This is a genomic window from Paraconexibacter sp., from assembly GCF_041602235.1.
Classification (GTDB): Bacteria; Actinomycetota; Thermoleophilia; order Solirubrobacterales; family Solirubrobacteraceae; genus Paraconexibacter.
Genome location: NZ_JBFIGP010000079.1, coordinates 1 through 13,771 on the forward strand (window position 1 = coordinate 1; position 13,771 = coordinate 13,771).

15 protein-coding genes and 1 tRNA gene are annotated in these 13,771 nt (G+C 73.6%); 12 read left to right on the forward strand and 4 right to left on the reverse strand.

What is annotated here, in order from left to right:
• Positions 1 to 609: MFS transporter (locus tag ABYE80_RS08625; protein ID WP_372789866.1), on the forward strand; the 609-nt coding region annotated here is incomplete at its 5' end.
• On the opposite strand, the gene ABYE80_RS08630 is transcribed toward ABYE80_RS08625, so the two are convergent.
• A complete protein-coding gene (locus ABYE80_RS08630) occupies positions 570 to 1,247 on the reverse strand; it encodes a hemolysin III family protein (RefSeq protein WP_372789867.1) in 678 nt (225 codons plus the stop codon). The two genes, ABYE80_RS08625 and ABYE80_RS08630, sit on opposite strands and share 40 nt — an antisense overlap.
• A 108-nt stretch (positions 1,248 to 1,355) precedes the next feature.
• On the opposite strand from ABYE80_RS08630, the gene ABYE80_RS08635 reads away from it, so the two are divergent.
• Together ABYE80_RS08635 and ABYE80_RS08640 are read left to right on the forward strand one after the other, a co-directional pair.
• Positions 1,356 to 1,429: transfer RNA gene (locus ABYE80_RS08635), tRNA-Thr, on the forward strand.
• A 1-nt stretch (position 1,430) separates the two neighbouring features.
• Positions 1,431 to 2,024, forward strand: a complete 594-nt coding sequence (locus ABYE80_RS08640) for a DnaJ domain-containing protein (protein ID WP_372789868.1) — start codon at positions 1,431 to 1,433, stop codon at positions 2,022 to 2,024.
• Positions 2,025 to 2,031: 7 nt separating this feature from the next.
• Here ABYE80_RS08640 and ABYE80_RS08645 read toward each other — a convergent pair whose 3' ends face one another.
• A complete protein-coding gene (locus ABYE80_RS08645; protein ID WP_372789869.1) occupies positions 2,032 to 2,472 on the reverse strand; it encodes a hypothetical protein in 441 nt (146 codons plus the stop codon).
• 59 nt (positions 2,473 to 2,531) lie between these two features.
• Here ABYE80_RS08645 and ABYE80_RS08650 point away from each other — a divergent pair, with 59 nt between their 5' ends.
• The 6 genes from ABYE80_RS08650 (at position 2,532) to ABYE80_RS08675 (ending at position 7,452) form a co-directional block, all read left to right on the forward strand.
• Entirely contained in the window at positions 2,532 to 4,193 is a 1,662-nt protein-coding gene (locus ABYE80_RS08650; RefSeq protein ID WP_372789870.1) for a 1-acyl-sn-glycerol-3-phosphate acyltransferase, read from the forward strand.
• 29 nt (positions 4,194 to 4,222) lie between these two features.
• A complete protein-coding gene (locus ABYE80_RS08655) occupies positions 4,223 to 4,582 on the forward strand; it encodes a hypothetical protein (RefSeq protein WP_372789871.1) in 360 nt (119 codons plus the stop codon).
• 62 nt (positions 4,583 to 4,644) lie between these two features.
• Positions 4,645 to 5,172 carry an RNA polymerase sigma factor gene (locus ABYE80_RS08660; RefSeq protein WP_372789872.1) on the forward strand — a complete coding sequence of 176 codons (528 nt, stop codon included), beginning with the start codon at positions 4,645 to 4,647 and terminating at the stop codon, positions 5,170 to 5,172.
• 124 nt (positions 5,173 to 5,296) lie between these two features.
• Positions 5,297 to 5,836 (forward strand): RNA polymerase sigma factor, encoded by a 540-nt coding sequence (locus tag ABYE80_RS08665; protein WP_372789873.1) that lies wholly within the window; start codon positions 5,297 to 5,299, stop codon positions 5,834 to 5,836.
• Entirely contained in the window at positions 5,833 to 6,588 is a 756-nt protein-coding gene (locus ABYE80_RS08670; protein ID WP_372789874.1) for an anti-sigma factor domain-containing protein, read from the forward strand. The genes ABYE80_RS08665 and ABYE80_RS08670 overlap by 4 nt, the downstream gene beginning before the upstream one ends.
• A 36-nt stretch (positions 6,589 to 6,624) precedes the next feature.
• Complete coding sequence (locus tag ABYE80_RS08675; RefSeq protein ID WP_372789875.1) at positions 6,625 to 7,452, forward strand: rhomboid family intramembrane serine protease; 828 nt, start codon at positions 6,625 to 6,627, stop codon at positions 7,450 to 7,452.
• Here ABYE80_RS08675 and ABYE80_RS08680 read toward each other — a convergent pair.
• Positions 7,449 to 8,600, reverse strand: a complete 1,152-nt coding sequence (locus tag ABYE80_RS08680; RefSeq protein WP_372789880.1) for a glycosyltransferase family 4 protein — start codon at positions 8,598 to 8,600, stop codon at positions 7,449 to 7,451. The two genes, ABYE80_RS08675 and ABYE80_RS08680, sit on opposite strands and share 4 nt — an antisense overlap.
• A gap of 73 nt (positions 8,601 to 8,673) precedes the next feature.
• Positions 8,674 to 9,576 (reverse strand): cobalamin-binding protein, encoded by a 903-nt coding sequence (locus ABYE80_RS08685; protein ID WP_372789876.1) that lies wholly within the window; start codon positions 9,574 to 9,576, stop codon positions 8,674 to 8,676.
• Between the two features lie 15 nt (positions 9,577 to 9,591).
• Here ABYE80_RS08685 and ABYE80_RS08690 point away from each other — a divergent pair, with 15 nt between their 5' ends.
• The 3 genes from ABYE80_RS08690 to ABYE80_RS08700 form a co-directional block, all read left to right on the forward strand.
• Positions 9,592 to 9,870 (forward strand): 4a-hydroxytetrahydrobiopterin dehydratase, encoded by a 279-nt coding sequence (locus tag ABYE80_RS08690; protein WP_372789877.1) that lies wholly within the window; start codon positions 9,592 to 9,594, stop codon positions 9,868 to 9,870.
• Complete coding sequence (locus ABYE80_RS08695; RefSeq protein WP_372789878.1) at positions 9,867 to 12,542, forward strand: hypothetical protein; 2,676 nt, start codon at positions 9,867 to 9,869, stop codon at positions 12,540 to 12,542. Before ABYE80_RS08690 ends, ABYE80_RS08695 begins: the two co-directional genes overlap by 4 nt.
• A 34-nt stretch (positions 12,543 to 12,576) precedes the next feature.
• Positions 12,577 to 13,771, forward strand: a 1,195-nt coding sequence (locus ABYE80_RS08700) for a penicillin acylase family protein (protein ID WP_372789879.1), incomplete at its 3' end; no start/stop codon positions are given.

Sequence of the window (13,771 nt, forward strand, 5' to 3'; positions counted from 1 at the left end):
CGCCTGGGCAACGCCGGCACGCTGCTCGTCGCCACCGCGTTCTTCGCCACGATCCTCGGGAACATCCTCTTCCTGACCCAGATCTGGGGCTACTCCGTGCTCAGCGCCGGGCTCGCCGTCGTCCCGGGGCCGGTCAGCACCGCGATCGTGTCGGGGCCCGCCGGCCGTCTCGCCGACCGGTTCGGGCACCGCGCCGTGATCGTCCCGGGCTGTGTGGTGTACGTCGGCGCGCTGGTGCTGTTCGCCTCCACCGGCCCCGTCCCGGACTACGTCGGCACGTGGCTGCCCGCCATGGTCCTCAACGGGATCGCGATCGGTCTGACCTTCCCGACCTTCGGCGCTGCCGCCGTCGCCGACGTGCCCGCCGACCGCTTCGGCGCGGCGAGTGCGATCTCCGGCGCGTTCCGGCAGTTCGGAGCCGTGATCGGCACGGCCCTGCTGGTGGCCGTCGTCGGGGAGCCCGCGCCCTCGGAGGCGCTCGCGGCCGCGCACGACGGGTATCTCGTGGCGATCGTGGCGGTCGTGCTCGCCGGCGGCGTGGCGCTGCTGCTGCGGCGTGAACCCGCCGCTCAGGCCGTCGGCAGCACCGCGAGGCCGATCACGGCGTAGTGCGACGCGGCGGCCAGGACCACCAGGGCGTGGAAGATCTCGTGGTAGCCGAAGACGGCGGGGACCGGGTCCGGCCGGCCCCGCGCGTAGACGACGGCCCCCAGCGTGTAGAGCACGCCACCCGCGAAGAGCCCCATGACGGCGAGGGCACCGAGCTCGTCGAGGATCTGCGGCATCGTCACGATCGAGACCCAGCCCATCGCGACGTAGAGGAGGGCCTGCAGCCACTTCGGCGCCTCGACCCAGGCGAGCTGCAGGGCGATCCCGCCGAGGGCGCACGCCCACACGACGATCAGGATGGTGGTCCGCAGCGGCTCGCTCAGCACGAGCAACGCGATCGGCGTGTACGTCGCCGCGATGAACACGAAGATCATCGCGTGGTCCGCCCGCCGCATCCAGCGGCGCTGCTCCGGGGACCACGTGGCACGGTGGTAGAGCGCGCTGACGCCGAAGAGCCCGCAGACGCCGATGGCGTAGATCACCGCCCCGGTCGTCGCCTGCGCGCCGTCCGCGACGGTCACGAGGAGCAGGCCGAGGGCGACCGCGACGACGAAGGCGTACTGATGGGACACCCCGCGCAGGCGGGGCTTCTCCATCGCGGCGACGTGCGCGGGACGGTCGTCGACGAGGGCCGGCATGGTCCAGACCGTACGCGGTCGCCGTCCCGAGGACCATGGGGCTGGCCGGAGGTGGAGCGGCAGCGGACCCGAGAGCCCGCGCGGCGATCGCGCTACCCTCGACGCCGCGCCGGAGTAGCTCAGCTGGTCAGAGCACCTGTCTTGTAAACAGGGGGTCGTCGGTTCGAATCCGTCCTCCGGCTCTTGGATCCCTACGCCGTTCTGGGTCTGACGCCTGACGCCACCGACGCCGAGGTCGAGCGGGCGTATCGCGAGCTGGCCAAGCACCTGCACCCCGACCGCGCGCCCGGTCCGCAGGCGCAGGCGAGGATGGCGATGGTCAACTCCGCACGCGACACGATTCGCGCCGGCGTCGCCGCAGCCGACGGGCACCTCGTCGTCCCCGGACGGCCGGCGGAGGGTCCCGCGGTCCCGCGCGACGGCCGGTGGCTGTCGGATCGCGTCCGCCGCGCGCTGCCGCCCGAGCTCCTGCGTGAGCTCCAGGCCTTCGAGGACGTACGGCTCGTCGCGCGCGCGTCGACGTGGCAGAGCCCGCAGGTGGTGCTGGCGGTCACGGATCGCCGCCTGCTGTGGTCGCCGCTGCACGCCTTCAGCCCGCGCGTGCACGCGCTGCGCCACGCGGACGTGCGCAGCGTGACGCAACGCCTGCGTCGACCGCTGCGGCGCCGGGCGGTGCTGGACATCCGCACCCACGGCGGACGGAAGGTCGGCTTCGGTGATCTCGACCCGGACGCTGCGGCGCTCATCGAGCGCAACGTCTCCGACGGCATGGCCTGAACCGAGCTCAGTCGTTGAGGCGGCGCTCGAGCTCGCCGAGCACGGCGCCGAACAGCAGATGGCGCCAGGTCGCCTGGGCGAACGCTCCCGGAACGCGCCAGAGGGCCGGCAGCTCCTCGCGCGCGGGATGCAGCCGCTCGCTCAGCGCGACACCCGGCCAGGAGACGACGTTCTCGACCATCGCCGCGAGGGGCCCCCGGGCCCAGGCCGGCCCCGGCATGCGCGGCGCGAGGTGCGCGTAGGCGGCGCCGAACGCCGCCCCGTTGGCGAGGTGGATGGCCCAGCCGGCCGGACGCCAGGCCGGACCGCGGGTGACGAACTTCCCGAGCAGCTCGGTGTCGTCGTAGGGCACCCCGAACACCCGCTGATCGGCGGGTTGCTGCAGCGCCCAGACGGCGGCGGCAACCGCACCGGCAGCGGCACCTCGAGTCATCCGGACACGGTTCATCGGCATGACCTTAGTACGCGGCCTGTAACCCACGGCGATCAGTCCGGGTATCCCTCGCGATGGATCAATCGGCCCTCCTGCACCGCGCCCGCACCAAGGGCGTCAATCCGTTCGTCTACTGGATCGTGCGGGCCTTCTTCCAGCCGTTCTTCCATCTGTACTTCCGGCTGAGCCGTGTGGGGCGCGAGCACGTGCCCCAGCAGGGTCCCGTCATCTTCGCCGCCAACCACCGCAGCTTCCTGGATCCGTTCATCATCGCGTCCCTGGCGCGACGTCCGATCTACTTCGTCGCCAAGAAGGAGCTGTTCGAGAAGCGGCTCCAGGCGTGGTTCCTGAACAGCCTCGGCGCGTTCCCGGTCGACCGCGGCAACGGCGACGGCGACGCCATGGCCACGGCTCGCGAGATCCTCGAGCGGGGCGACGGCGTCCTGATCTTCCCCGAGGGCACCCGCGTACGGCCCGGGACGCTCGGATCCCCCCGGCGCGGGGTCGGACGCCTGGCGCTCGAGACCGGCGCGCCCGTCGTGCCCGTCGCCATCATCGGGACGGAGCGCATCCGGCGCGGGTGGCGCATCCGCCCGCACAAGGTGCGCGTCCGTGCCGGCAGCCCGCTGAACTTCCCGCAGGTCGAGGCCCCGTCGCCGCATCTGGCCGCCGCGGTCACCGAGCGCATCTGGCCGTGCGTGATGCTGCAGTGGGAGTGGTTGGGCGGCCTGCCGCCGATCCGCCGGGCCGCGGTCATCGGGGCCGGCAGCTGGGGGACCTCCCTCGCCATCGCCCTGCAGCGGGCCGGCGTCACCGTGGAGCTGGGGTGCCGGACCGCCGAGCAGGTCGCCAGCATCGAAGCCGCGCGCGAGAACGCCCCGTACCTTCCCGGCGTCGCGCTGCCGGAGGCCGTCGCGGTCCGCCGAGCAGCCGAGCTCGACCTGGCCGCCCAGGATCTCGTCGTGTTCGCGGTGCCGGCTCGGGCGCTGCCCGCCGCCGTCGCCGCCCACGGCGGTCAGTTGACCCGCCGCACCGGCGTCCTGGTCCTCAGCAAGGGCCTCGTCGCGCCGCTCGGGACCACGCCCACGGACTACGTCGCCGAGCGGTGTTCCGCCCGGGCCGTCGCGTGCCTGGCCGGGCCCGGCCACGCCGCCGACGCGCTGCAGCACGGCGCGTCCCTGCTCGCCGCGAGCGCGGATCGCGGCTTCTCGCGTCAGCTCGCCGAGCTCCTGGCCAAGGCCGATCTCGACGTGCAGACCACCACCGACGTCACGGGCGCCGAGCTCGCCGGGGCCGCCAAGAACGCCGCGGTCCTCGCCGCCGCCACCACGGCGGCGCACGCCGGTCCCAACGCGGCCGGTGCAGCCGCGGGGAAGATCTTCGCCGAGGTCGACGCCTACGCGCGTCGCCGGGGCAGCCATCCGGAGACGTTCGCCGGCCTCGCCGGCGCGGGCGACCTCGTCGCCACCGTGATGGCCGCCGGCAGCCGCAACCGCCGGGCCGGAGAGATGCTCGGCTCCGGCGTGGCGACAGCGGACATCGAACCGCGGCTGGGCCAGACGGCCGAGGCGCTCGACGCGGTGCCGTTGCTGGCCGCGGCGATCGCGGCCGACGGTGGCCAGGCACCTTGCGTCGCCGGGTTGGCGGCGGTCGTCGAAGGCCGCGTCGAGGCGCGGACCTGGGCGACGGGCATCACGTCACCCGAGAAGAAGACCGCGAGGAGCCGCGCGGCCTGATCCGCAGCGGGTGCGACCAGGAGACCACCATGAGCGAGACCGCCTTCAGCGACATCGACTTCGAGCACCTCGTCGCCCGGGCGCTCCGGCCGGTCGACCCACCCGCCAACCTCCGTGAGCGCTTCGAGCAGACGCTCACCAACCTGGCGGATCTCGCCGGGGAGGAGCTCGAGGCGTGGGAGCTCAGCGCCATGCGGGACCCGCGCAACTGGGTGCGCCCGGCGGCCGCGACCGCGATCGGCGGCGCCGCCGGCGCGGCGCTGGTGGTGCTGCGGGTCCGCAACCGCCAGAAAGCGCGGCTCCAGAGCTCCGACAACGCTCTGGAGTTCGTGGAGCAGACGGCGCGTGCTCTCGCCGAGGACGCCAAGCGGCTCCTCGAGCGCCGCTGACCGACAACGGCGATACGCGCTGCAGAAGCGTGCGGCCGACGCGCTCGGGATAGGCTTCCCTGGTGGACAAGGCCCAACTCGACCACGAGTTCTCGGAGCTCTATCGCGCGCATCTGCGCGACGTCTACTCGTACGCGTACTACCGGGTGGGCAACCATCACGACGCCGAGGACCTCACGGAGCAGACGTTCCTGCAGGCCTACCGGCACTTCGAGCGCGCCCTCGCCGAGTCCAACGGTCGCCCGCTGCGCCCGTGGCTGATCCGCATCGCCCACAACCTCGCGGCCAACCTCTACCGCGACCGCTCTCGCAAGCCCCAGACGCCGATCGACGACACGACGGTCATCGCCGCCGTCCACACGACCGAGGATCTCGTGGAGGGCCGCGATGAGCTCTCGCGGATCCTCGAGGGCATCCAGGAACTGCCGGACGACCGTCGCGAGGCGCTCATCATGCGCTTCGCACTCGGGATGGACAACCGCGAGATCGCCCGTGCCATGGGGCGGACCGACGGCGCGACCAAGGTGTTGATCCACCGCGCCATCAAGCAGCTCGAGGGGATCGTGCGCCAGCCTGAGCCCGCGGGCTGAGCGGCGATGCGGCGAGGACTGATCCGTTTGCCCGCGGCGTGCGAAGACCCAGTGCATGGCGATACTCCGCAGAACACCTCCTCCGGCGAGCTCCGCTCTGCGTGATCTCGCCGACGAGGACCTCATGCAGCTCGTCCGACAGGGCGAGTCGGGGGCCTTCGACCTCATCTACCAGCGGCACTCCACCGCGGCCTTCTCGCTGGCCTACCGGATGACGGGCGCGCGCGCTGCCGCCGAGGACGTGGTGCAGGAGGCGTTCCTGAGCCTGTGGCGGTCGAACGCCCGCTATGACCGCACGCGGGGGAGCGTCCGTACCTGGGTGCTGGGCATCGTGCACAACCGCGCGATCGACGCGCTGCGTCGCAGCGTCAAGCACGACAGCAGACGCGCGAGCGACGAGGGCATCGAGGAGCGGTTCGAGGCCGCGGACCGGACGGACGTCGAGGCGGCCCGCCGCGACGAGGCGCAGGAGGTGCGGTCTGCGCTCAAGACCCTTCCCCCCGAGCAGAGCAAGGTCATCGAGCTCGCCTACTTCGGGGGGTTCACCCACAGCGAGATCGCGTCGATGCTGCAGACGCCGATCGGGACCGTCAAGGGACGGATGCGCCTCGGCCTCGAGAAGATGCGCGGGCAGCTCGGCGGTCTCCAGGAGCTCCCCTCATGATGTCCCGGTTCGGCTTCACCCACAGCGACTGCGACCGCGCCGAGGACGCGGGGGCGTACGTGCTGCGCGCGCTGTCCGAGGATGAGCGCGTCGCCTTCGCGGCGCACCTCGAGACGTGTGCCGCCTGCCGCGCCGAGGTCGAGGAGCTGCAGATCGTGGCCGACCAGCTCCCCATGGCGGCGCCGCAGCTCGTCCCGCCCCCGGAGCTCCGGCACCGCCTGATGTCCGTGGTGGAATCGGAGGCCGAGCTGCTGCGCGCCGCCGGGCCCGAGGCGGACCGTCCCGCTCCGGCACCGCACGACATGCGTCTGCGCGACCGCGTCTGGTGGCCGAGCTGGCTCGTCTCACCGGGGTTCGCCGCCGCGCTGGCGGCCTGCCTGGTGCTGGCCGGCGTCGGTGCCGGCCTGCTCGTGTCCGGCGGTGGCGACGGCCCCGGGCCGGTCCGCACCGTGCAGGCCGAGGTGACCGCCCCGGGCGCGCGGGCGACCGTCGCGGTCCAGGACGGCAAGGCGACGCTGCGTGTCACCGGCCTGCCCGCCGCGCCGAACGGCCGCGTCTATCAGGTGTGGCTCATGCGGGAGGGCACACCGGAGCCCACCCACACGCTCTTCTCCGTCCGCCCGGACGGTCGCGCGGTCGTGAACATCGACGAGAAGGTCGACGGCGTCGAGCAGATACTGGTCACCGCGGAGCCGAGTGGCGGGAGCGTCATCCCGACCAGCGCGCCGATCCTCGACGCGACGCTCGCCTGACCGCCGGTCGACGGGCGTCGATACCCTGGATCGCCGATGGCGACGACCACACAGACGTGTTACCGGCACCCCAGTCGCGAGACCGGGGTGTCGTGTTCGAACTGCGGCCGCCCGATCTGCCCGGACTGCATGACGCCGACCCCGGTCGGCATGCGCTGCCCGGAGTGCAGCAAGCAGCGCACCGCCGTCCACACGCTGCAGAACGTCGGGTCGGCCGTCCAGCTCACCCCGGTGCTCATCGGCGTGTGCGTGGTCGCGGCGCTCGCGAGCGGATCGATCGGGGCCGGGGGGAGCGGCAACGAGCTCTTCGCCCGGGGGGCGCTGTTCGGGCCGCTCGTGGCCGACGGCGAGTACTGGCGGCTGATCACCGGAGGCTTCCTCCACTCGGGCCTCATCCACCTCGGCTTCAACATGTACCTGCTGTGGATGCTCGGCAACATGCTCGAGCCCGCGCTCGGGCAGGTCCGCTTCGCCCTGCTCTACCTCGTGTCGCTGCTCGCCGGCTCCGCCGGAGCGCTGCTGGTGAACCCCAACGCCGTGACGGTCGGTGCGTCCGGCGCCGTGTTCGGGTTGATGGCCGCGGCCTTCCTCGAGTTGCGCGCCCGTGGCTTCGACCCGATGGCGTCCGGCATCGGACCGCTGATCCTCCTGAACCTCATGATCTCGTTCGTGCCCGGTCTGAACATCTCGATCGGCGGACACATCGGTGGGCTGATCGGCGGCGTGGTCGTGACGGTCGTGCTGCAGCAGACCGACAGCACGCAGCGCCGCACCGCCGGGACGGTCGCGCTTGTCGTCCTCGCGATCGCGGTGGCCGTCGCGGGCGTGGCGATCGCCAAGTCGGCGACGCCCGTGGGCTTCTAGCCACCGCGGCCGTCCAGGAGGCCGTCGTACAGGCCCTGGACGCGCTCGAGCATCCGCTCGGTGGTGAACCGCCGGCGGATGTCGTCGTGCGCCGCAGCGCCGAGTCGCGCGCGCCGCGCCGGGTCGTCCGCGAGGTCCGCGAGCGCCGACGCCAGGGACCGGGCATCCGCCGGCCGGACGAGGACGCCGGTCTCGCCGTCGCGGAGCATCTCCGGGAGCCCGCCATGGGCGCTGGCCACCACGCAGCACCCTGCGGCGCCCGCCTCGAGGGCGGCGTTCGGGAACGGGTCCGGCTGCTTGGACGGGACCGCGACGACGTCGGCGGCGCCGTAGACGGTGTCGACGTCGGCACGGAAGCCGCAGTGCACGACGCGATCGCTCACTCCGAGGCGACCGGCGATCTCGTGGAGCTCCCGGAGATGGCGTTCCTCCCCTCGCCAGGGGTCGCCGGCGATGAGCGCGATGACGTCGTCGCGCCCGGCGAGCGCCTGCTGCCCGAGGGCGCGCACCAGGATGTCCTGGCCCTTCCATCCGGAGATCCGTCCCAGCGTCGCCACGACGAACGCGTCGGCGGGCAGTCCGAGTGCCTCGCGCGCCGCCGTCCTGTCCGCCCGTCGCGGGTCGACCGCGAGCCCGTCCGGGAGGACGCATGCCTCCGGAGCGCCGTCGAACTGCGTCCACGTCGCCCGGCTGACGCACGGGAGCGCGTCGGCCGTCAGGAGCAGGCGTCGATACCCCGGCCACCACCGCTCGAACCCCGTGTAGATCTCGCGCACGTGCCAGACGTGCGGGACACCGGCGACGCGGGCGGCGGCGGCGCCACCCAGCGTCACGGACGTGTTGGTGTGGACGAGCGCCACGTCCCGGGCGCGGGCCATCCGGCCGAGTCCGCCCGCGTCCGCCGCCCACGAGGCCGCGACGCGGCTGACGCCTGCCGGGGACATGAGCGACCGGCGCAGGACGGCGAGCGGCCGGACGATCACCTCGACCCCGAGGGCGCGCAGGTCGTCCGCGAGCTCCCCGTCCTCGGGGAGCACGACGAGCGCCCGATACCGGGCGGGATCGAGGCCGGCGACGATCGCGAAGAGCTGGCGGTCGGCCCCGTAGCGACCGGCCGACGAGTGCAGGTAGAGGACGAGTCGGCTCAGGACGTCGGCCCTTCACGACCGGGGGCGGCGCTCGGCGCTCCGGCCCCCACGCCCCGGAGGTGCGCCGCGGGCGTCATGTGCGTGCGACGTCCAGGATGGGGAGCGCGACGCCGGGGGCGTGCGGCACGAGGTCGGGATGGAGCACATGGGCGAGCAGCTCGAGCCCGTCCACCAGGCGTGGCCCGGGACGGGAGAAGTAGGCGGCCGCGTCGACCGCCACGACCTCCTGGGCGCCGAGCGACGCGAGCTGCTCGCGGAAGGGCTGGGCCTGCGCGTGCGCCGTCTGCGCGTCGTATCCGCACGGCATGCAGACGACCACCTCCGGACCTGCCGCCGCCACGTGCTCCCAGCTCACGACCTGGCTGTGCTCCCCGGCGAACCCGAGGACGTCGACGCCGCCGGCGAGCTCGATGAGCTGGGGCGTCCAGTGCCCGGCGATGTACACGGGGTCGAACCACTCGAGCGCTGCGACGGTACGGCGCGGGGCGTCCTTGACGGCGATCTTGACCCGGTCGACGCGGCGCCGCTGGCGGTCGATCAGGGCGAGCGCGGCCGCCTTGCTGTCGGTCGCGTGGGCGAGCGTGCGGATGTCGCCCATGGTCTCGCCGAACGTCTTGGGGTCGAGCGCCACGACCTTCGGGCACGTGGGGAGCGCCTGCGCGACCTCCTTGACCTCGTCGTAGCTGACCGCGCAGACGGGGCACAGCTGCTGCGTGACGATGAGGTCGGGTTCGAGCTCGCGCAACAGGTCCTCGTCGAGCTCGTAGATCGCCTGGCCGTCCTGGGTCGAGGCCTTGACGGCCTCGTCGATCTCGGCCGGGCCGAGCCCGGGGGGCAGCCGGTCGCGGGTCACGTGCGGGAGCTCGCGCGCGGCGGGCGGGTGATCGCACTCGTGGGTCACGGCGACCACCTGGTCGCCGAGGCCGAGCTCGAACAGCAGCTCGGTCGCGTGTGGCACGAGGCTGACGATCCGCATACGCTCCGCAACGATATGGCACGGCTCAGCGACACCGAGATCGACGGGGCTCTGCAAGGGCGCCCCGACTGGCGGCGGGAGGGGGAGGAGCTCGTCCGCGACCGCTCCTTCGCCGACTTCACGGAGGCCCTGGCGTTCGTGAACGCGGTCGGCGCGATCGCCGAGGCCCGCAACCACCATCCGGACATCCTGCTGCACGGCTGGAACAACGTGCGACTCCGGATCTCGACGCACTCGGAGGGCGGGATCACCGCGGCGGACGTGGAGCTCGCCGACGCCGTCGACGGGCTGTGACCCGTCCGATGCGGGCCGTCGCGGCGCTGACGCTGGCGCTGGCGCTCGCGTCCGGTCTGGCGGCGGCGGCGGACGCCAAGCGGGTCCGGATCTTCGCCGTCGGCCCGAAGATCGAACCGCAGTGGATCGCCTCGAAGGAGGCGTTCCGCGCCAAGCTGCTGGGCCTCGCCGACGCCAGGCTGCGTCGCGAGGCCGTCGCGGCGGGCGTCACCATCCAGGACGGCGCCGAGGACGTCGCCTCGCGCCTGCTGGGTCCGACGGACCGCGCGCGACCGGCGGCCACCGCGCGCGATCTGATCGCATTGCCGGAGGACCTCGGGCTGCTCGCGGCCTTCAGCGGGCAGCAGGGCGAGACCGCGCGGCGCGCGACCGACATCACCACGGCGATCGGCGGGCTCCTCGCGACCTACTCGCCGCAATCCGCCCACTACGCGCTGCGCTTCCCGGAACTGGCCGGCCGGCCGTTCCCCCCGACGCGGCTGCTCGCGATCGCGCTGACCGACACCTTCGCGCACGTCGCGGTGGAGACGCTCGCCGAACTGGCGGACCGCACCGACGCCTACGTGGTCGGTGGGGTCAACATGGCGCGCGAGTGGCGCATCGTCTGCACGAGCAGGGCGGACTACGTGCCGCCGCCCGGGGGAGAGCCGTGCGCGAAGGAGGACCCGGCCCTGGTGGCCGCGCTCCGCGCCCCCGAGGACGTGTCCCGGACCTACGCCTACGAGGCCACCACGCCGGACGCCGTGAACATGGCGCTGGTGTTCGACCCCGACGGCCGCATCGTGTCGCGGCAGGTCAAGGCCTACCTCACGCCGGTCGAGCTGGCCGGGTCCCTGGATCTCAAGCCCGGGCTCGTCAGCGGGCTGCGGGGCGTCGACACGCCGGTCGGACGGCTCGGGATCGTCACCTCCAAGGACGCGTGGATGCCGGACGTCACCGCCAAGCTCGACCAGGATCACGTCGAGGTGCTCGTCCAGCCCGAGTTCTTCGTGGGGGACACCATCCGGACCTCGGGCCCGTGGGCGCCGGACATCATCCGCGCCTCCGGCTACAGCGACGTGCTGCGACACCCGTCGATGCACACGCTCGTCCTGCCGGAGCTCACCGGCAACCTGTTCGGCTTCTCGGCCGACAACCAGCAGGCCATCATGGTCAAGCCGCGGGGGGCACGCCCCGCCGGCGCCTCGCTCCTCGGTCAGACGCCGCAGCCCGGTCTCGTCGCCGTGTCGCCCTGGGTGGCGCCGGATCCGGCGACGCCGGACGAGACCCTGCCGGCCCGCCGCACCCGGCTGGGCGCGATCGGCGAGCGGCTCCTGCCGGGGAGCGGTGTCCGCTGCCCCGATCCGGCCCAGGCCGGGGCCTGTGAGAACGGGCACGTCGAGGGGGTCCTCGCCCACGACGTCCACGTGGCGCAGACGCGGCCCGTGCGCCGCCAGCGCCGCAAGCCGCGGCGGCCGGGCAGCCCGTTCACGCCGAACCGGCCGCTGTCGCCCTCGCGCCGGGCGCAGCGCAACGTCTCGCTGGCCGCCCGAGGGCGCTCGGTGTGGGCCGCGTTCGAGGAGCGGCGAGGGCGGCGCGACCAGATCGTCCTCGCGCGTTCCGGCGACGACGGCGCGCGATTCCGGCGGCCCGTGCGACCGACGGGGCGGCCCGCGGGGGCGGTCGACGAGTGGTGGCCGAGCGTCAGCGTCGGTCCGGACGGCACGGTGTGGTGCGCCTGGCAGGACCGCAGCAGCGGGGTCTGGCGCGCGTACATCACGCGCTCGACGGACGGCGGCCGGACGTTCGGTCCCCCCATGCCCGTGGACGAGCGCGCTCCGTCGGGTGTGCAGCAGTGGAAGCCGCAGGTGGCCGCCACCGGGGCCGGGCGCGCGGTGCTGACGTGGATCGACGAGCGCGGACGGTTCAGCGGTGACGATCTGCCGCAGTCGGAGGTCCGTGCCGCGACGGTCGAGGGGGACGACGTGGCTCCGTCGGTCCGGATCGACGACGGGCCCGCTCCCGTCCCCCTCGCGGCGACGCTGGACCACGCATGGGCGCCGTCGGTCGCCGCGTCGGGCGACCGGGTCGTCGTGTCCTGGATCGACTTCCGCACCTACGACTGGCGGGTCTGGGCGCGGGAGTCCTCCGACGGCGGACGCAGCTTCGCCGCCGCTCGCATGCTGACCGAGGCGCCGGCCCAGGACGAGGCGCTGGACGACACGCCACGTGCGGCGCTGGTCGGCTCGGGGGCGTCCTCCCGCGCGGTGGTGGCCAGCACGCGGTGGGTCAAGGAGCCGGACGGTCAGCGGACGGTGAGCCGCGGCTACGACACGGTGCTCGCACCGGTCGACGGCGGCGCGACGGTCCAGGTCGACGGTCACGGCGCGGGCCCGGAGTCGACGTTCTCCCCGGCCGTGCTGGGTATGCGCTCCGGTGAGGCCCTCGTCGCCTGGCAGGACCACGCGCACGGGCCGGGCGACATCTCCCTGGCGCGGGTGAGCGGTGCCGCCGGACCGGCGCCGCGGGTCCGTCGCCGTGTCCGGGTCGACGACGGCGGTCGGGCCGGCTCCAACCAGTGGCGCCCCGCGCTGGCGGCCACGCGACGACAGGTGATCGTCGCCTGGGAGGACGAACGCGACGGCCCGGCGCAGATCTTCTTCGCGCGCGCGAAGCCCGGGCGCGTGCGGTGAGCGGGGGGGACGGGCGATAGGGTCACGCGTCGACATGTGGACCCGTGGCCGACCCGTTCGCCGCCTGCTGATCGTCCTCGCGGCGACGCTGGCCCTCCCGTCCGCCGCCGGGGCGCAGGCGCCGTCGGGACCCGAGTTCCTGCAGCCGTCCTTCCTGGACGGGATCGACGACGCGCAGATCCACGGCACGATCACGCCGCCTGGCGCCGACACGCGGCACGCCACGGCCGAGCTGCGTGCCTACGACTCGCTCGTCCAGGCATACCCCACGCTGACCGCCGACCGGCTCGAGGACTTCTTCAAGGTCCGTCGGTTCGGGCAGCGGACCGAGGGCGAGCGGACCTACCGGCCTCGCGCCGGGGTCACGGTGGTCCGTGACGGCCGCTGGGGGGAGCCGGCGATCTACGGAGCGACCGACGAGGACATGGCGTTCGGCGCCGGATTCGTCGGCGCCGAGGACCGCCTGGCGATCATGGAGCTCCTGCGTGCGCTCGGCCGCGCTGAGGCGTTCGAGCTGCTCGGGACCTCGCAGGCCTGGTTGGCCGACGCCGAGATCGCGCGCCTGTACGGCTACACCGAGGAGGAGTTCGCCGCGATGGCGCAGCGCCTTCCGCAGCGCTACGGGAAGGCCGGTGCCGACGTCCTGCGGATCCTCGACAGCTACGTCGCCGGGATCAACGAGTACATCGCCCTCGGGGTCCGCGGAGAGGTGCCCTTGCCTGCCGGGCTGGCGGACCTGGGCATCGTCTCGCCGGCACCGTGGAAGCGGACGGACGTCGTCGCGGTCGTCTCGATCGTGCGCGCGCTGTTCGGGGCCGGGGGAGGGTCGGAGCTCGCCAACGCCACGATCCTCGCGCAGCTCAGCAAGGAGCTGGGCCCGGAGGTCGGCCGCCGGGCGTACGAGGACCTGCGCAACCGCGACAACCTCGACGGCACCGTCCACACCACCAGGCGCTTCCCCTACGCGTTGCGCGACGCCGCAAAGCTCGATCCGGCCGCGAACGTCCTCGGCGTGACCTCCGGGGCCGACGGCATCAGCGGCGGTCTCGGCGAGCTGCTGCCGCAACTGCGCTCGCTTCGGGACCAGGCGCGCGTGAAGCACGAGCGGCTGAAGCTCTCGACCCCGCTGGGCGCGCTGGATCTCTCCCGCCCGGGACGGATGTCGAACCACCTCGTCGTCGGGGCGGGCCGCTCGGCCACCGGGCGCCCGATCATCCTGGGCGGGCCGC